Source organism: Sorangium sp. So ce1014 (assembly GCF_051521505.1).
GTDB lineage: Bacteria > Myxococcota_A > Polyangia > Polyangiales > Polyangiaceae > Sorangium.
Genome location: NZ_CP150356.1, coordinates 12,363,049 through 12,382,042 on the forward strand (window position 1 = coordinate 12,363,049; position 18,994 = coordinate 12,382,042).

Consider the following 18,994-nt stretch of genomic DNA (forward strand, 5'->3'; position numbering starts at 1 on the left):
GCCCTGGCAGACCCGGTAGCGCTCGCCTTCACCCGCGCATCCTCCACACTGCGACGATGATCCCCCGTGACCGCCGGTTGCTGAGCCCCGTCGGCGACGGACGCAGCTCGCCTGTTCCGGGCGAGCCGCCCTCCGGCCGCGGCGCCGCCAGCGCCCGCGCGTCGAATCCCATCGGCCCCATCCTGACGGCGCAGCACACGCTCGCCCTGCTGCCCGACATGGAGGCGGTGCTGGGGTCGATCTTCCGCGACGTCGAGCGCGCAGAGCGGCGCGTCGACATCGAGACGTACATCTACCGCGACGATCTGCTCGGGAGCTCGTTCGGGGACATCATGGGGCGGGCCGCGGCGCGCGGCGTGCGCACGCGGCTCCTCTACGATCCGCTCGGCTCCCACGAGACCGACGCCCCGTTCTTCGACGAGCTCCGGCGCCGCGACATCGAGGTCCGCGCTTACCGCCCGATGGCGTCCGGGCTCGCCCGCGGCGGGCTCCTGCCGCGCGACCACTCGCGCGTCATCGTGATCGACGACAACGCCTACACCGGCGGCGCCGCGTGGGGAGACGAGTGGCTGCCCACGCGGCGCGGAGGCAAGGGGTGGCACGACGTCTGTATGCGTCTCGAGGGCCCCTGCGTCGACGATTTCGCCTTCCTCTTCGAGCAGCGCTGGCGCGAGGCCGACGGCGGCTCCGAGGGGCTGCGCGACTTCGCGACGGGGCGCAAGTACGCGGATCTCGAGCTCGTCGCGGACACGCCGGACGACAACGCCCGGGTCTATTCCCGCTACCGCGAGGCGATCCGGCGCTCGAGGGAGCGCGTCTGGATCGAGAACGCCTATTTCTTCCCGCCCGCCGGGATGCTCAAGGATCTCGTCGACGCCGCCTCGCGCGGCGTCGACGTCCAGATCCTCCTCCCCGGCGAGACCGACCTGCCGATCATCCAGCGCGCCGCGCGCGCCGAGCACGCCGCGTGGCTCGATCGCGGCTTCAAGCTCTTCGAGTACCAGCGGGACGTCATGCACTCGAAGTTCGCGCTGGTCGACGACGACTGGTGCACGATAGGCACGTTCAACGCGAACCCGAGCAGCCTGAGCGCCGTCAACGAGGTGAATCTCTTCGTGTTCGATCCGGCGTTCGTCGCGCAGGTGGCGGACCTGTTCTCGAGGGACAGGGCGGACTCGCGGCCGGTGACCCGGGGCTCGCTCGCGGCGCGGTCGCTCCAGGGCAAGGCCGCTGACTGGCTCGCTCACGGGGCCTTGAGCCTGCTCGACAAGCTGGTCAAGACATCCCCGGATTGACGCCCGAGGAGGAGGCATTTGAGCCAGGATCACGACCTCGTCATTCTGACCCAGAACATCTGGGGGGGAGCCGCCCTCTGGGAGCGGCGCCGGACGATGCTGGCCCGGCTCATCAGCGATCTGCGCCCCGGCCTCATCGGGCTCCAGGAGGTGCACGCGCCGGGCGCGAGCGGCGAGCTCGGCCAGGCCGGCGAGCTCGCGCGGCTCGCCGGCGGATACAGGGCCTGGTTCGCGCCCGGCCGGGTCGCCGCGGGCGGCGAGTGCGAGGGGGTCGCGCTGCTCTGCAGGGAGGACATCGAGGTGCTCGATCACTCCCTGGAGGCGCTCACGCTCGATCGCGAGGACCCGTTCGAGCGCGACAGCCAGCGCGTGGTCCTACGCGCCGCGATCCGGCACGCGGGCGCGGTGATCGACGTGCTCGTCACCCACCTCTCGCTGTCGAAGCGCGCGCGGGCGCGCACCGTGCGCGAGCTCGTCCGCTTCGCCGCGCGCGAGCGCGAGAAGTCGGGGAGCCTCGGCGCCGTGCTGATGGGCGACTTCAACGCGCTCCCGAGCGAGGAGGCGGTCTGTTATCTCCAGGCGAGCGCCGGAGACGGCTGCTGGCTCGACGCCTGGACGCAGGCGCACCCCGGCAAGGCCGGCGGCACCTGGCCGGCGGGCCTGCCGCTGCGCCGCATCGATTATGTCTTCGTTCAACCGGGGGAGGGGTGGACGATCACGCGCTGCGAGCGGGCGCCGTTCTCCGGCTCGGATCACCACGGCGTTGTCGCGTGGCTGCGGCTCGGCGCCTGACGGGCGGAGCGCCGCTCGCCCGGATCCCCGGCAGATCTCGATGGATGAGGCCGGCGTACCGCCCCCGGCGGCGCGCCTGCGGCTTCACGACGCAGAACGAGGTTCGGGGGGCCTTCGTATCGGTGAGTCGGGGGTTGCCAGTGTCGTCTTGTGAGCACACCCAGGATTCGCTCACGCGGCGAGCGTGAGCGACAGCGCGCCTCTGCGGCGCGTCACGACGCGCGTGTTGAACCCGCCGCGGCAGACCGAGTAGGCTGGCGGCACATGAGCAGACTGCTGATCTTGGGGGCGACCGGGGGCACGGGCGCCGCGCTGGTCCGTCAGGCCCTGGAGGCTGGCCACGAGGTCTCCGCCTTCGCGCGCACGCCGGCCACCCTCCCTGTCCCGCACCACGAGCGGCTGCGCGCGCTCCGGGGCGACATCATGGATGCCGAGCAGGTGTCGCGCGCCGTGCCCGGCCACGACGCCGTCCTCTCCGCCCTCGGGGCGCGAGGCATGGGTCCGACGCGCGTCTACTCCGAGGGCATCTCCAATGTCCTCGGCGCGATGAAGGAGCACGGCGTCCGCCGCCTGATCGCCGTCACCTCGGCGGGCATCGACGAGGAGCAGCAGAGCGCGCTCTGGTTCCGCCTCCTGGTCAAGCCGCTGCGCCGCAACCGGCATTCCGACATGATGCGCATGGAAGAGGCCGTCCGCCGGAGCGATGTGACCTGGACCGTCGTGCGCCCCTCCAAGCTCACGGATGGACGGCTCACCAAGGAGTACCGCGCCAGCGTCGACCACCTGCCGCTCGGCGGCTACTTCTTTGGTGGCCCCACGATCTCGCGCGAGGACGTGGCGCATTTCATGCTCTCCCAGATCGACAGCGACGAGTACCTGCGCAAGAGGGTCGTCGTGACGTACTGAGGCACGGCGCGCGCTGTCCCTTGACGCAACGGCGGGGCTTCGGTCTGCTGCCGGCCGCGGCGCATCGGAGCGCGTGTAACGCTCCTACCGTGATAGCCGCGATTGCCATGATCGCGCCGAGCCGAGGCCTCAGACTTCATGATTTTCGATCGCAGGACCGCGCTCCCGTTGCTCCTTGGTCTGGCGGCTCCGGCCCTGAGCGGGTGCGAGCTGCTCGTCGCCGCGGACCGCAGCAAGATTGATGCGCCCCCCGCCGGCGGCGGCGGCGCCGGCGGCGAAGACGGCGCTGGCGGCGGAGGCGGCGAGGGCGGCGAAGGCGGCAGCGGCGGCGATGGGGGCAGCGGCGGCGCGCCCGGCGCGGTGTGTGGCGACGGGGCCGTCGGCGCGCCCGCCGAGGGGTGCGACGACGGGAATCGGACGGCCGGCGACGGGTGCGACCCGGGCTGCGCGATCGAGCCCGGATTCGCATGCGCCGGGGCGCCGAGCACGTGCACCGCCGGGTGCGGCAACGGCGCGCTGGGCGGCGCGGAGACCTGCGACGACGGCGGCAGCGAGGACGGCGATTGCTGCTCGCGCGCATGTCAGGTGGAGCCCGGGTGCGAGGTCGAGCCGAACGACGGCTTCACGTCGGCCAATGACGCCTTCTCGATCGCGCCCGACGGCCGGATCCGCGCGTTCATCGATCCCGAAGGCGATGTGGACGTGTTCTCTGTGACCGTCCCCGACGGGTCGGTCGGGCGCATCAGGGCAGAGACGCTCGACGGCCCGCTGGGCACGACGTGCAGATCGCTCGGCGTCGATACCTACGTGACGATCGTCGACGCGAGCCTGGCGACCCTCGCGGACCACGACGATATCGCCGGCGACAACTACTGTTCGTCTCTTGTGCTGGAGAAGCTGAGCCCTGGTGAGTACCTCGTCAGCGTGCAGATCTCCCCTGCAGCGGCGCCCGCGACGTTCGACTACACGCTCTCGCTCACGCTGGACACCTCGGTGTGCGGCGACGGCGCGCTGGAGGGCCCGGAGCTCTGCGACGACGGGAACACGACCGGCGGCGACGGGTGCAGCGCGGCGTGCGAGCTGGACACCCCGCTGTCCGAGGTCGAGCCGAACAACATCGCCGCGGAGGCCGACGAGCGCGCCGCGCTCCGGCCGAACGCGCTCGTCTCCGGGGCGATCGAGCCGCTCGGCGACGTCGACGTCTTCGCCCTCGAGGTGCCGAATCGCGCGGAGATCCTGCTCGCCACGTTCAGCCCCGGGACCCTGAGCGCGTGCGTCCAGGGGGTCGACACCTTCCTCCAGCTGCTCGACGTGGACGGCGCGACGGTGCTGGCGAGCGACGACGACAGCGGCCCCGAGGCCTGCTCGCTCATCGACGCGAGCGTCGCCCCCTGGGCGACCCAGCTCCAGGCGGGCACGTATTACGTGACCGTCGAGGAGTTCACCAGCGACGCCACGATCCCCGGTTACAACCTCCTTGTCGTGTTCACCGCGCTCTGCGGCGATGGCGTGGTCGAGGGGGCCGAGGCGTGCGACGGCGGCGAGGGGTGTTCCCCGGAGTGCGCGCGGATCCAGGTGTGCGGCGATGGATCCGTCGACGGCGCCGAGACGTGCGACGACGGCGACACCGAGAGCGGAGACGGCTGCAGCGCCGCGTGCGAGCTCGAGGGGACGCTCCCGGAGGTCGAGCCGAACGACGCGCTGGAGCAGGCGACCCCGGGGCAGGCGACCGCGATGGGCGCGCTGTTCACCGCGTCGATCTATCCGACGGGCGAGGTCGACTATTTTGCCATCGACGTCCCCGGCGTCGCCGACCTCGAGGTGGAGACGTTCGACGCGTCCGGACCGACCTCCTGCCGCGACATCGATACGGTGATGCAGCTCCTTTCGCCGGATGGCGACGTGATGGCCGAGGACGACGACGGCGGCGAGGACACCTGCTCGCGCATCCAGGCCGCCATCGCCTTGCCGGGCACCTATTATGTGCGCGTCGAGGAGTTCGCTGGGGGCTACATCGCCGGATATACCCTGCGCGCTCGGACGACGACCGTCTGCGGCGACGGCCTCGTCGAGGGCCTGGAGGAGTGCGACGGCGGCGCCGCGTGCGGGCCGGCGTGCCAGCGCATCCCTGTGTGCGGCGACGGCTTCATCGACGCTCCCGAGGTCTGCGACGACGGCAACACCGGAGGCGGGGACGGCTGTGACGCCGCGTGCCGGCTCGAGGGGGCGACGGACGAGATCGAGCCCAACTCGACCCTCGCCGAGGCCGACGCGAACGGCGCTGTGGCGCCGGGAGCGCTCGTGTCCGGCGCGATCGAGCCGGAGAGCGATGTCGATCTCTTCGCCTTGCGGCTCACGACCGTCTCCGACCTCCGGGTCGAGACCTTCGACTCGAGCGGCCCCGCGCGCTGCGCCGACAGCGTCGACACCGCCCTCTCGCTCCTCGCGGCGGACGGCGTGACCGTGCTCGCGTCCGACGACGATGGCGGTATCGGCGCCTGCTCGCTCATCGACTCGACGAGCCCGGGCGGCGCCGCGGCGCGCGGCCTGGAGCCGGGGACGTACTATGTCCGCGTCCGCGGCTTCCCCGAGCTGCCGGCGGCTCGCTACACGCTGCGCGTCTCGCTCGACGCCTCGTGCGGCAACGGCGTGCGCGAGGGCGCGGAGGAGTGCGACGGCGGCGCGCTCTGCGGTCCGCGCTGCGAGCGGGTCGCGGTCTGCGGCGACGGTCTCCGCGACGCGCCGGAGGGGTGCGACGACGGCAATGCCGCGGGCGGCGACGGGTGCAGCGCCGCCTGCCAGCTCGAGGCGGTGACGGCGGAGATCGAGCCGAACGACACCCCCGCCGAGGCGGGGGCGAGCGGGCTCGTGATCGCGGGCGACGCGCTCGTCGCGGCGAGCCTCGCCGCGGGCGGCGACAGGGACGTATTCCACCTGAGCTTGTCAGCCGCCTCGGTCGTGCGCCTCGAGGTCCTCGACGGCACCGCCGCGGGCTGCGAGGGCGGTATTCTCACGACGCTCCGCGTGCTCGACGTGGAGGGGGCTCCGGTCGCGACCGACGAGGGGCTCTCTGACGCCGAGTATGCGGGCGGCATCGGCGGCTGCTCGGCGCTCGTCGTGGGGCTGCCTGCCGGCGAATACGACGTCGAGGCGGCGGCGCGCGACGGCGGCGCGGCGATCCCGCTCTATCTCCTCCAGGCGAAGATCCTCGCGCCCGCGGGCGTCGAGGAGGAGCCGAACGGCACCACCGCCGACGCGAACGGGCCAGTCGGCTCCGATGTGTTCATCGCTGGCACGCGGGAGCGCGACGACTTCGACGTCTACGCCGTGGACCTCCCCGAGGGCCGGTCGATCCGCGCGGAGATCGTCGAGGGCGGCGCGGAGACGTGCGAGTCGCTCGAGATGGACAGCCGGCTCTCGCTGCTCGACGCGGAGGGCTCGCTCATCGCGGACGACGACGACGGCGGCCGGGGGAGCTGCTCGATCCTCGACGGCACCGGGGACGCCCCGCGCCACCCCGGGGCGCACGCGCTCCCGGCGGGAACGTACTTCCTCCGCGTCCGCGCCGCGTCGGGCGCCTCGGGCTCCGCGGCCCTCTTCGATTACCGGCTGGCCGTCACGCTCCGCTGACGGGCGGCGCCGCCGGGGGTCCGGGGCCTTCGCGCCCCACGTCCAGCCGGCACGCCGCGCGCCCGCTCCGGGCGCCGCCGGGAGGCCGGGACGAACCCGGCGCGCCGCGACGAATCGAGTTCTCGATATGCCATCATCGCGGGACTGCCGCGCTCCGTCGCGCCGCCCTGCGGTGTGGCTCCGCGGTGCTCATCGGCGTCCCATGGGGGGGCAGGACCCACAAGGCGCCTCGTGAATCGAGCGCGAGGGCCCCGCGCGGATTCCCCGTGTTCCTTCCTCTCGCGTCCGGCGCGCGCCTGCGCCGGCGATCTTGTGGCCACGCACGGCCTGCACCGCTCTTCGCAGGGCCGCCGCACAGCGCCTTTCGCGGCGTAGGTGCGTGATATTTCAGCTGGATGTGGGAGCATCATGGGGTGCGTTCAAGGCAGAGGGCATGAGAGCATAATCGAGGAGTGTCGTTATTCTCTCTGGTTCTATCTCCGTCGTGTTTTCGACGGGAAAGATGCCAGTCAAAAGTGCTTGCGTGAATCCGTGGGGAGAATAGTCTCCTGTTGTTCGCGGCATGACCTCGGGGCGGGTTCCTCCGGGGGCGTGGCCATGACGGGCCGACGACAACGCGCGTCGCACCCGTCGGGCACCGCTCTCCTGGCGCAGGCCCCGGGGCATGGATCCCTTGGCTGACGATCTGGATAGGTATCTGCATCAAACTTCACCACAGATTCGATTCCTCGGAGGTATTTCTCATGAAGAAGATTGCTCGTTGGGCGCTCGCTTTCGCTACGGTCATGTCGGTTTCGGGCAGCGCCATGGCCATGCATCCGGTGTATAAGGTGTTCGTCGCCAGAGGCGGCGTAGAGAAGCCTGCCGGTCACTGGGTGAACATGTTTCTCGAGGAGGATAGTGGGTACGATCTCGGCTGCGTCTACAAGACGAGGTGGGCCAACAGCTTGCCGGGCGTCTATAGCACGTCTACTACCCTGAGCGTCATCGAGCACATGTCGTCGTCGCAGTTCTTGAACTGCAATGAGTACGGCGCCGATCTTCAATCGGTCTCGATGATCTCGCTTATTGACGGCAATGGCTTCGACGCGAACGGGCAGCTGAAGAAACTCTTCCATCTTGTCGTGGCGCTGGACGAGTACGGCACGGGCAAGGGGCTCTGCAAGTTCACCCCGTTCGGTTTCGCCCAGCAGCTCTCGCTCAAAGCGATCTAGCGCGGGTCGAGTAGCAGCGCCGTAGCGGTTCCAGGGCCGGCGCCACGCCGGACGAGGGAGCGGCGCTCAGCGCGCGACCGATCGGCGAGCGACTTCCTGCAGAAAGCTCACACGACAGGCCCCGGGCAGGACAGGAGGCGCTCTCCGGTCGCGTCGCGCGGAGGAGGAGGGGCGTCGGCAACCGTCGGCGCCCCTCTTTCTTTCTCTCTCTCTCTGTCGAGCTTCCGGCCGAGAGCTTTGGCCAGGTCAACTCATCTGGAGGAACAATGATGAAACTCGATACCTCGCAACGGAGACCCTCGCGCCGGCCACTATGGGTGGCTATCGGGCTGCTCTCGGCGGCCCTCGCTGGCGTCGCCCTCTTTCTCCTCCTGCGGACGAGCGGCGGAGAGGTCACCGGCGCGAGGGCGCCGGCCGCCGGCGCGGAGAAGCACGTCCGCTACCGCAACAGGACGCTCGTTCGCCGCTCCCCCGAGGCCCGGCCCGAGGCGCGACCCACGATCAGCGGTCAGGTGTACGGAACAGACGGCAGCGCCGTCGCGGGCGCGACGGTCGTCGCGATGGCCTTCGAGATCGCCGGCAACGTGCTCTCGACCGCGGCCTCCGCGAAGAGCGATGACAGCGGCCGGTTCGAGCTCACGCTCCCGGAGGGGATGTATCAGCTGAGCGCCAGCGTCGAGGGGTACGGGACCTCGGCGACCACGGCGCACACCGGCCAGACTGTGGGCCTGGTGCTCCCGAAGAGCGGCGCCATCGAGGGGCGCGTGCTCGACGAGCGGGGGGAGCCCGTGCAGCGGTTCGCCATCGACGTGCTCTCGGCCGCGACGGAGGAAGACCCCGCGTCGCCGCCCCTGTTCTCCCGCATGTTCGAGAGCCCGGACGGCTCCTTCCGCATCGCTCAGCTGCCGTCATGGCAGATCTTCGTGAGGGCAGCGGCGGCGGACCACGCGCCGACGTTCTCCTCTCCCGTCACGGTGCGGTCCGGCGACGTCGAGAAGATGGAGCTGACCCTCTCCAAGGGATGTACCCTGACCGGGCGCGCGGTGGACCCGTCCGGCGCCCCCCAGCCAGGGGTGTTCGTCGACGCGGAGTCGCTGATCGCCGCTGGCGAGATGAGCAATATCGCCTTGGAGGCCGCCGCCCAGGCGCAGACGGAGGACGACGGCTCGTTCGTCCTGTCCAACGTGCCGAAGGGCAAGATCGCCGTCCGCGGCTACGACGGCGCGAACGCCGTGAGCACGCTCAACGTCGATGCCGCGGACTGCGACGGACTCGCGCCGCTGAACCTCGTGATGTCGCCCGGCGGCAGCCTCTCCGGCGTGGTGCGCGGCGCCGACGGAGAGCCGCGCGCCGGCGTCTGGCTCTCGCTGTTGCACCGGGCGATCGGCTTCGTGAGCACGGTGAGCGACGCGGAGGGGCGCTTCCATTTCGACCAGATCCCGGCGGGCGCGATCCGCCTGCTGGCGCAGCTCGACGGGCGGTCGAAGCTCATCAATTTCTCCATCTCTGAGGGGAAAGAGATGAAGCAGGACATCACCCTGCCGCCCGAGGGCACGGGCGAGCTCCGCGGCCGCGTCACGGCGGGCGGCAAGCCGCTCCAGGGGGTCCGCGTCGAGCTGGCCACGCTGCTCGTCTCGGACGAGACCATCGCCATGTACTACCCGGTCACCGCGGAGGACGGCTCGTTCCGCGTGTCCGCGCTGCCGCCCGGGGCCTACATGGTCAGCGTCGGGTCGACCATCACCGGGGGCGCGGTGCGGGTGAAGCCGGGCGAGGTCGCGACGATGGATCTGAACGTGGTCGATCCGCCGAGCGAGAAAGCCCAGGAGACCGCGAACGCGCGGCCCAAGTGACGCGAAGCCGGCGAGCTCGCGGCCGTCCCGAGGCGAAGCCCTCCGGACGGCCGGCTCGCGTTCCGGCCGACGAGCTCTTCATCCCCGCATCCTGTTTCTCCTTGGTAGGGGCACGGCGCTCGTGGTGCCGTGTACGCCACCATGTGTCCCACCGAGAGAAAAGTCGGGAAGGACTGTAAGTATTGCGCCCGCAGCGAAATGCAGTGGTAAGAAAATGGTCCTTACAATCGTTCAACGCTGAGATCGTGGCGTTTCAGAATCGAAACATGGAGGGGATGTCCACGACGCATTGCCGCAATTCTGGCGGGTTCTAAGGATCCTCCGGATGGCATGGTCAGTGCTTCATGGGAGACCAGCTCCGCCGCGCGGCCTCCGCCCCCCCTGAGGCCCCGGCGGCGCTGTACTTTTGTCTGTCGCTTTCCCGGCTGTCGCGTCCTGCCACGCCTGAGCCCCCACGCTCGCTTGGCCCGGCGCGGCCGGGGGCCGGCGGGTGGACCGGCCGGCGCAGGCGCCGGACGCGGATCGAGAGCGCGGCTCGCCGTCGCGTTGTATCGTCCGCCGCCCCATGGCGACGAAGCTCTCCTCTCCGCCGAACCAGAAGTTCGAGTGCCGCGACTGCCCAGCTCGGTGCTGCCGGCTGCCGTGGAACATCCGTTTCAGCAGCGACGAAGCCACGCGCTACCTCGCCGAGCCCTGGGTGCGGGAGCGCGCCGGGGACGAGGGGGCCCTCGTCATCTCGCGCGGCGTCCTGCCCATGCGGGAGAAGGACCACCGGCTCCAGTGCGTCTTCCTCGACGACGACATGCTCTGCAGCATGCAGAAGCGGTTTGGCCACGAGTACATCCCGAAATCGTGCCAGGCGTTCCCCTTCGGGTTCGTCCGCGATGAGAAGGACGTCGTCGTCGCGCAGCTCTCCCAGCTCTGCCCGTCGATCCGCGACAACTACGGCAAGCCCGTCGACCGCCAGCTCAAGGCCAAGCTCCAGCAGCGCGGCGACGCCGAGCGGATGTCGAAGGCGCTGGCGACGCTGAGCGGGGTCATCCTCCCCCAGCCGCAGTACCTGCGCGCCGTGAAGCACTGGGAAGACCAGCTCGCGACCGACGCCTCGCCGGCGTCGACGCTGGCGCGGCTCTACGACTGGACAGCCGCCTTCGAGCGTGCCCTCCCCCAGGGCGGAGGCCGCGCCGCGGACGCGTCGGTCGACGCCGCCCTCGCGCACGCGAGCGCCGAGGCGCCCGCGCCGCTCGAGCCGCGCAAGAGGCCCTCTTTCTACGCCCGGGTGCTGTTCGGCTATCTCCTCGGCAACCTCTGCTATCCGTCGCGGGTCCGGGAGGCCCACCGCGTCGAGAAGGCCTCGTGGACGGAGCTCCAGGCGCTGCGCAGCTTCGGGAACAAGGTCGCCTGGATGCTCGGGCGAGGCACCGTCGACCTGCTGTTCATCCCCAGGCCGTTCAAGCTGCAGCGGGTGAGGACGGTCGATCGCTTCCTCGCCGGCGACGAGGGGACCGTCGTCAAGGACTACCTGCGCGTCGTGCTCCAGCGCCGCCACATCTTCTCGGCGCCCCGGCACCTCCTGGCCGCCGTGCTCGACCTGTCGCTCGCCACCGTCGTGATCTCCCGCTTCGCCCGCTGCCGCGCTGCGGCGGACGGCCGGGTCAAGGTCTCCCTGGAGGACGTCCGGGAGGGCATCAGCGTCGCCGAGCTCACTCTCCTGAGCCACGCCGCCCTCTCGGAGCAAGGCAAGCTCATGAAGAACCTGCGCTGGCTCCTCCTCACGAAGCGCGAGAGCTTCCGGGCCCTCCTGGCGACCGAGGCCTAGTCCCGTGCGTCAGAGATCCCACCAGGGCTAGCTCAGCGCGTCAGGTGTTCGCGGGGCTCGCTTACCGGCCGAGCATGACTATCCTTCCGCGCCCACCGGGCCGCCAGGCCCATGGAGGCACGCGCATGATCGTCATGAAGTTCGGCGGCAGCTCGGTCGAGAGCCGCGCGCAGATCGAGAAGGTCCTTCACATCGTCAGAGCCCGTCTGGACCGCCGCCCCGTCGTCGTGAGCTCCGCCCACAAGGGCATGACCGACGCGCTGATCAACGCGGCCAGGCTCGCCGCCACCGGGCGGTTCGACCCCTCCGTCCCGGTGAGCAAGCAGCGCGCGGTCGCCGAGTCGCTCGGCTGCGCGCCCGACCTCCTCGCGCCCTTCTACGAGGAGATCGCGGACCTCTTGCGCGGCATCAGCCTCGTCAAGGAGCTCAGCCCGAGGAGCCTCGACTACATCGCGAGCTTCGGAGAGCGCCTGGCCGTCCGCTGCATCGCGGACTTCTTCGCCCGGAGCGGCGTGCCGGCCCGCGCCTACGACGTCTGGGACCTCGGCTTCATCACCGACGCGAGCTTCGGCCGCGCGCGCCCGCTGCCCGGCTTCGACGCCCGGGTGAAGGCCATGTTCGCCGAGCGCGTCCCCGAGGGCGTCGTCCCGATCGTCACCGGCTTCGTCGGCCGCAACGAGGCCGGCGAGATCACGACCGTGGGCCGCAACGGGAGCGACCTCACGGCCACGCTGCTCGCCGCGGGCCTCGGCGCCGAGGAGGCGCAGATCTGGAGCGACACCGACGGCGTGATGACCGCCGATCCGAGCGTCGTGAAGACGGCCCGGAACATCCCCACGATGCGCTTCGACGAGGCCGCGGAGCTCGCGTTCTTCGGCTCCCGCGTCCTGCACCCCTCCACGCTCCTGCCCGCCATGGAGAAGGGCATCCCGGTGCGGGTGCTCAACACGAACCGGCCGGATCACCCCGGCACGGTCATCGACTTCAACACCGACGCCGCGTCCCCGCCCGTGACAAGCATCGCGTACCGCGAGCGGCAGGTCGTGCTCAAGATCAGCTCGACCCGGATGTTCGGCGAGGTCGGCTTCCTCGCGCAGGTCCTCGCCGTGCTGGCCCGGCACGAGGTCGTGATCGACGTGATCACCACGTCCGAGGTGTCGGTCTCGATGACCACCGACGACCTCGGGAAGCTCAGCCGCGCGCTGCCCGAGCTCGAGCGGTTCGGCGGCTGCGAGGTCCTGCCCAACCGGACGACGCTCGTGATCGTCGGCCAGGGCCTGCCCAACCGGAAGGGCGTCGCCGCGCAGGTGCTCGACGCGATGGCCGAGGCCGGCGTCAACGTCGAGATGCTGAGCTACGCGATGGGCAGCATCAACCTGTCGATGGTCATCGAGGACGCGAGCGTCGCGGCCGCGGTCGCGGTGCTGCACCGCTCTCTCTTCGAGAGGGCGCGGTAACGCCCCTTCCCCTTCGATTCAAGGAAAAGGCGCGGCGGCGCTCCTCGAAGAGGGCGAGGTCGCGCCGCGGCGCAGCGATGGCTCGATGCGGCCGGCCGCCGCCCGGGTGACGGGACGTTGACAGGCGTGACGCGACGCGGGCGCCGCAGTAGGCGTAGCCCTCGGCCGGACCCGGCGTCCGGCCCCGGGAGACCATGACAGCGGCACACCTCGACGGCGGCGCGGCGGCGGCATCCTCATCACCATCCATCCCGCGCGAGAGCACGACCGACATCCTGCGGAGGATCGAGGCTGCGCACGGAGCCGTCGGCCCGGGCGCCCTCGCGTTCGACGCGGACGGCACCCTCTGGGAGGGGGACGTGGGCGTCGACGTCTTCGAGGCGTTCCTCGCCGGGCGCTGCGCGCGGCCCGAGGCCGAGGCGGCGCTGCGCCGCGAGGCCGAGGCGTTCGGCGTCGCCGCGGAGGGCGGCGCGCACGAGATCGCCGGCGCGCTCTACGCGGCGTTCACCGCCGAGCGCTACCCGGAGGACCGGGCCTTCGCGATGATGGCCTGGGCCTTCGCGGGGTGGCGCGAGGACGAGCTCGCCGCGCTTGTCGACCGCGTGCTCGAGGAGAAGGGCCACGCAGGGCGGATCCGGCCGGCGCTCCTGCCGATCCTCGACTGGGCGCGGTCGCGCGGCGTCCCGGTGTACGTCGTGTCCGCCTCCCCGCGCGCCGTGATCGAGCGCGCCGTCCGGCGGCTCGGCATCGCGCCCGAGCGGATCGCCGCCATGACCCCGGCCGTCCGCGAGGGCCGGCTCGCCCCCGAGCTCGGCGCGGTCGCGACCTACGGCGACGGGAAGATCCGCGCCCTCGAGCGCATGTTCCCCGAGCTCGCGGTGCTTGCGGCCTTCGGCGACAGCGCGTACGACGCCGCCCTGCTGAGGACCGCGCGGGTGCCCGTCGCGGTCTCCCCGAGCCCCAAGCTGCTCGCGGTCGCGGACACGATCCCCGGGCTCGTCCTGCTCGCCACCTGAGCTGCCGCCATGGCCACCCTCTCGCTCCGCGGCCTGACCCGCCGCTTCCCCAACGCCGAGCGCCCCGCCCTCGCCGGCCTGGATCTCGAGGTCGAGGACGGCGAGCTGCTCGTCCTCGTCGGCCCCTCCGGCTGCGGCAAATCCACGGCGCTCCGGCTGATCGCGGGCCTCGACAGCCCCGACGGCGGCGCGATCTCGATCGGCGGGCGCGACGTCAGCCGCGTCGCGCCGGAGGACCGCGACGTGGCCATGGTCTTCCAGGGATACGCCCTGTACCCGCACATGACCGCGCGCGACATCCTGGGCTTCCCGCTCAGGATGCGCGGGGTCGCGCGGGCGGAGCGGGCGCGCCGCGTCGAGGAGGCGGCGGCGCTGCTCGGCATCGGCCACCTGCTCGACCGGCGCCCCGGCGAGCTCTCGGGCGGCGAGCGCCAGCGCGTGGCCATGGGCCGCGCGATCGTGCGCGCCCCCGCGGCGTTCCTCTTCGACGAGCCGCTCTCGAACCTGGACGCCGCGCTGCGGGCCGAGCTCCGGGTCGAGCTCGCGGCGCTCGTGCGCCGCCTCGGCACGACGTCGGTCTACGTGACCCACGACCAGATCGAGGCGATGACCCTGGGCGATCGCATCGCCGTGCTGCGCGCCGGCGAGCTCCAGCAGGTCGGCCCGCCGCGCGCCATCTACGAGGCGCCGGCGAACACCTTCGTGGCCGGGTTCCTGGGCACGCCGGCGATCAACCTGATCCCGCTCGAGCGCGCCGGCGATCGGTACGAGGGCGCGGCGCTCTCGCTGCCCGCCCCGCCGGGGATGGCGCTGCCCGACCGGGCCATCGCGGGCGTGCGGCCCGAGCACCTGCGCGTCGCGCCGGGGCCGGGAGACGCGGGGGCGTGGGGCGACGCCGGGGCCGCGGCGCGGGGCGAGGTGGAGGTCGAGGCGCGCGTCGTGATCGCCGAGCCGCTCGGCGCCGAGACGTACCTGTACCTCGACGCCGGCGGGACGCGGCTGCGCGCGCGGGCGCACGGCTTCGCGACGCCCGCGCCCGGCGAGGCGGTGCGCGCGCGGCTCGATCCGCGCGCCGTGCTCTGGTTCGACGCGGGCTCCGGCGCGCGGATCGCCCCGCCGCGGGCCGCGTCATGAGCGGACGAGGCCGCGCCGTGCGCGGGGAGGCCGCCTCGTGAGCGGGCGCGCGCGCGGCGCGGCGCGGTCCGGGGCGAGCGCCTCCTGCTCGCGGCGCGACGCGCTCCGGGCGCTCGCCGCGTCGATCGCCGCGGCCGCGTCCGGCGCGACCGGCTGCGCGCGGCGCGCGCCGGACGGGCGCATCGAGGCCTCGCTGTGGTTCGCCTACGGCGGCAAGAACCGCGAGGTGCTGCTGTCGCTCATCGACAAGTTCCACCGCGAGCAGGGCCGCTACCGCATCGACGCGGTGTACCAGGGCGACTACTTCGAGGCGCTCGCCAAGCTGCGGACCGCGCTCGCGGCGCGCGCGGCGCCCGCGCTGACGCACGTCGTCGGCGAGGTGGTGCCTTACCTGGCCGAGGCGGGCGTGCTCGAGCCGCTCGATCGGTTCCTCGGCGCGCCCGGCGCCGGGCACGCCGACCTCGACGTTGTCGAGGCGCTCGGCCAGGCGGGGACGTTCGTCGGCGGGGGCGAGCGCCCGCTCGTGTGCCTGCCGTTCAACCGGTCGACGCCGATCGCCTATTACAACCGCGATGTGTTCCGCGAGCTCGGGCTGTCGCCGCCGTCGACCTGGGACGAGCTCCGCGCGGCGGCGGCGCGGCTCGTCGTGCGCGACGGTGTCGGAACGCGGCGGTGGGGGTTCGAGTGCCCGATCGACTGGTGGTTCTGGGCGGCGCTCGTGGGGCAGGCGGGCGGCGAGCTCCTCGGCCCGGACGGCGCGCCGGCGTTCGGCGGCGAGGCGGGCGTGCGCGCGCTCCGGTTCTGGCAGACGCTCGTGCACGAGGACCGCACGATGAAGCCGCCGCCGGGGCGCGACTACAACGCGTGGCAGGTGACGAACACCGACTTCCTCTCGGGCCGGGTCGCGATGATCTGGACCTCGACCGCGTTCCTCCGGTACCTGGAGGAGAACGCGGGCCAGGCGGGCGCGGGGAAATTCGAGGTCGGCGCGGCCCCGCTGCCGCGCGACGTGCGCTCCTCGGTGCCCACGGGCGGGACGATGTTCGTGATGCCGCGGGGCGCGGCGCCGGCGGCGCAGGAGGCGGCGTTCGCGTTCCTGCGCTGGATGATGCAGCCGTCGCAGGCGAACGCGTGGGCGACGCGGACGGGCTACATGCCCGTCTCGCGGCGCGGCCTCGAGGAGCTCACGCGGGGCGGCTACTACGCCGCGCACCCGAACGACCGCGTCGCCGTGGACCAGCTCGCGCACGCGGCGCCCTGGCCCTGGTCTCCGGACCTGTTCCGCGTCCAGCGCGAGGCGGTGCAGCCTCGGCTCGAAGAGGCGGTGCTCGCCCAGCGCGACGCCGCCGAGACCCTCTCCGAGGCCGTCCGCGTGGCGCGCGAGCGATGAAGCCCAGGCACCCCTTCTCGCCTTATCTGCTCCTCCTGCCGACCGCGGCCTTCCTGGCCGTGTTCTTCCTGGTCCCGCTCCTGCTCGCGGCCAGGAACAGCTTCTACGCGTGGGACCTGCTCACGCCGCCGCGTTACGTCGGGCTGCGGAACTACGAGGTCCTCGCCGGGAGCGGCGAGCTCATGGGCACGCTCCTCCGCACGCTCGGCTACAGCGCCGTCGTTGTGACGCTCTCCGGCTCGCTCGGGCTCGCGCTGGCGGTGGCGCTCGATCGGCCGGGGCCTGTCTATGCCTTCGTGCGGGGCGCGGTGTTCAGCGCCTATGTCGTGTCGTGGGTCGCGGTGGCGCTCCTCTGGATGTGGATCCTCGACGCCGACGGGGTCTTCTCGGCGGCGCTCCGCGGGCTCGGCCTCCCGACGATGAGCTGGCTCGGCGACCCCCGGTCGGCGCTGCTCGCGCTGGCCGCGGTGAGCGTCTGGAAGATCACCGGGTATGCGATGGTCATCTTCCTGGCGGGCCTCCAGGACATCCCCCGCGCGCTGCACGAGGCGGCGGCGCTCGACGGCGCCGGCCCGTGGCGGCGGTTCCGCCATGTGACGTGGCCGCTGCTCCGCCCGAGCGCCGCCTTCGTGGCGACGACGAGCCTCATCCTCTCCTTCCAGGCGTTCGATGTGATCCGCGTGATGACGCAGGGGGGACCGGTCCGGTCGACGACCCTCTTCGTTTACGCCATCTACGAGCATGTCTTCGTGAACCTGCGGGTCGGCCGGGCGAGCGCGATGATCGTGATCTTCTTCGGGTTTTTGCTCCTCCTGACGGTCCTGCAGCTCTGGGCGCTCCGCGCGGGCGCGCCGCGCGAGGGGAGGCGGCCGTCATGACGGCGCTGCGCAGCGGCGGCGCGGCCGCGGGGCGCTCCGGTGCGCGCCGGCTCATCTCGGACGTCGTGCTCCTCGTGGTGGCCGTCGTGTGGCTCGGGCCGTACGCGTGGATGACGATCACCTCGCTGAAGACGCTGCCCGAGATCACCCGTGCTCCGGCGTACCCGCTGCCGCAGGCGATCCAGCTCGGCGCGTACCGCGAGGTGCTCCAGGCGGTGCCGGTGATGCGGTATTTCGTCAACACCGTTTTCATGGCGACGGCCATCGCGCTCCTGCAGATCGCGCTGGCGCTCCCGGCCGGCTATGCCCTCGCGAAGCTCCGGTTCGTCGGGCGGAACGCCGCGTTCGTCCTTGTGCTCTCGTGTCTGCTCATCCCGGCGCAGGTGACGTTCGTCCCCGTGTTCACGATGCTCGGCGCGGCCGGCCTCGTGAACACGTTCGCGGCGCTGATCCTCCCCTTCGGGGTCAGCGCGCTCGGGACGTTCCTTGTGCGCCAGGCGCTGCTCTCGGTCCCTGACGAGATCATCGAGGCGGCCAGGATGGATGGGGCGGGCGAGCTCAGGATCATCTATCTGATCCTCGGCCCGATGCTCCGGCCGACGCTCTCGGCGCTGTTCCTGTTCAGCTTCGTCTTTCACTACAACGATTACTTCTGGCCGCTCGTCATGACGACCGACGATCAGGTGCGCACGCTGCCGCTCGCGATTGCCCTGCTGCGGGAGCAGGGGACGGGGGTCCGCTGGCACCTCGTGATGGCCGGCAACGTCCTCCTGAGCCTGCCGGTGCTCCTCGTGTTCGCGGCGGCGCAACGGCAGCTCCTGCGCGCGGTGACGGCGCGGGTCTGAGCGGGTCTGGAGCGGATCAGGCGCCCGAGCACGGCCTGTGTCGGAGGCCGCCGAGCCGCCGGTGATAGCGCGGTTTGCCCGGCCGGCGTGTGCATCGACCGTGTGCATCGACGTGGCAGTGAGCGGCCGGGCGTGGCCGAGCCCGTTATCGGAGCTCGCGTGGTCGCCCTGCGCCTCGCCGGGCCGGCGATCGGCTCGAAGCGCGGCGCGCGGCGGGGTCGGATCGAGGGGAATCGCTGCGCTGTTTGTTCCCGTCCGGACGCCCTCGTTTCTGGCCCGGTCGTCGCACCGGCTCGCAGCGGCAAGCGCAGCGCCGGCCGGGCGCCGCGGAAGGAGATCCACGATGACGACGACCGAACCAATGATGAAGAAGGAAGAGGGCAAGGTCACGACGAAGATCGAGGAGAGGACCGGCAGGGTCCCGTCCGGCGCTTACCTCGGGCTGGCGATCGGCTCGATGCTGGTCTCGGCCGGCTTCATGCTGGCCGGCAAGAAGCAGATTGCGAACTTCGTCGGCCAGTGGGTGCCGTCCCTGCTCGTGATCGGCCTGTACAACAAGCTGGTCAAGATCGAGCACGAGATGGGATTCGGCACCTACCGCTGACAGCGACCTGCTGCTGACGGCGAAGGGCGCGATCTCACGCCGCGCGCGTGACGACACGGTACGGACTGCCGGCGGGGCGGAACGGCTGCCCGGCGACGCGGAACGGCTGCCCAATGGAGTGATCGAAGCATCCCATCCCAGAAAAGCCGCATCTACGTCGA

General features: G+C 71.7%; 14 protein-coding genes. All 14 read left to right on the forward strand.

Annotated features, from left to right (window positions below):
• The first annotated feature begins 56 nt into the window (after positions 1–56).
• On the forward strand, positions 57–1,295 hold the full coding sequence (locus tag WME75_RS46545; RefSeq protein WP_437484957.1) for a phospholipase D-like domain-containing protein: 1,239 nt from the start codon (positions 57–59) through the stop codon (positions 1,293–1,295).
• A gap of 18 nt (positions 1,296–1,313) precedes the next feature.
• The gene (locus WME75_RS46550; RefSeq protein ID WP_437484959.1) at positions 1,314–2,087 is read left to right on the forward strand and encodes an endonuclease/exonuclease/phosphatase family protein; all 774 of its coding nucleotides are present in this window, start codon (positions 1,314–1,316) and stop codon (positions 2,085–2,087) included.
• 264 nt (positions 2,088–2,351) lie between these two features.
• Positions 2,352–2,993 (forward strand): NAD(P)-dependent oxidoreductase, encoded by a 642-nt coding sequence (locus WME75_RS46555; RefSeq protein ID WP_437484961.1) that lies wholly within the window; start codon positions 2,352–2,354, stop codon positions 2,991–2,993.
• Between the two features lie 138 nt (positions 2,994–3,131).
• Entirely contained in the window at positions 3,132–6,623 is a 3,492-nt protein-coding gene (locus tag WME75_RS46560) for a DUF4215 domain-containing protein (protein ID WP_437484963.1), read from the forward strand.
• Between the two features lie 743 nt (positions 6,624–7,366).
• Positions 7,367–7,837, forward strand: a complete 471-nt coding sequence (locus WME75_RS46565) for a hypothetical protein (RefSeq protein WP_437484965.1) — start codon at positions 7,367–7,369, stop codon at positions 7,835–7,837.
• Between the two features lie 266 nt (positions 7,838–8,103).
• Positions 8,104–9,690 (forward strand): MSCRAMM family protein, encoded by a 1,587-nt coding sequence (locus tag WME75_RS46570; RefSeq protein WP_437484967.1) that lies wholly within the window; start codon positions 8,104–8,106, stop codon positions 9,688–9,690.
• 565 nt (positions 9,691–10,255) lie between these two features.
• A complete protein-coding gene (locus WME75_RS46575) occupies positions 10,256–11,509 on the forward strand; it encodes a YkgJ family cysteine cluster protein (protein ID WP_437484969.1) in 1,254 nt (417 codons plus the stop codon).
• Between the two features lie 125 nt (positions 11,510–11,634).
• Positions 11,635–12,966, forward strand: coding sequence for an aspartate kinase (locus WME75_RS46580; protein WP_437484970.1), 1,332 nt, complete (start codon positions 11,635–11,637; stop codon positions 12,964–12,966).
• A 194-nt stretch (positions 12,967–13,160) separates the two neighbouring features.
• A complete protein-coding gene (locus WME75_RS46585) occupies positions 13,161–13,982 on the forward strand; it encodes an HAD family hydrolase (RefSeq protein ID WP_437484971.1) in 822 nt (273 codons plus the stop codon).
• 9 nt (positions 13,983–13,991) lie between these two features.
• Positions 13,992–15,116 (forward strand): ABC transporter ATP-binding protein, encoded by a 1,125-nt coding sequence (locus WME75_RS46590; RefSeq protein ID WP_437484972.1) that lies wholly within the window; start codon positions 13,992–13,994, stop codon positions 15,114–15,116.
• Positions 15,117–15,153: 37 nt separating this feature from the next.
• Complete coding sequence (locus WME75_RS46595; RefSeq protein WP_437484973.1) at positions 15,154–16,506, forward strand: ABC transporter substrate-binding protein; 1,353 nt, start codon at positions 15,154–15,156, stop codon at positions 16,504–16,506.
• Positions 16,503–17,384, forward strand: coding sequence for a carbohydrate ABC transporter permease (locus tag WME75_RS46600; RefSeq protein WP_437484974.1), 882 nt, complete (start codon positions 16,503–16,505; stop codon positions 17,382–17,384). Before WME75_RS46595 ends, WME75_RS46600 begins: the two co-directional genes overlap by 4 nt.
• Positions 17,381–18,229, forward strand: coding sequence for a carbohydrate ABC transporter permease (locus WME75_RS46605; protein ID WP_437484975.1), 849 nt, complete (start codon positions 17,381–17,383; stop codon positions 18,227–18,229). Before WME75_RS46600 ends, WME75_RS46605 begins: the two co-directional genes overlap by 4 nt.
• A gap of 343 nt (positions 18,230–18,572) precedes the next feature.
• Positions 18,573–18,833: a hypothetical protein gene (locus WME75_RS46610; protein WP_437484976.1), complete on the forward strand. Its 261-nt coding sequence runs from the start codon at positions 18,573–18,575 to the stop codon at positions 18,831–18,833.
• Positions 18,834–18,994 lie beyond the last annotated feature (161 nt).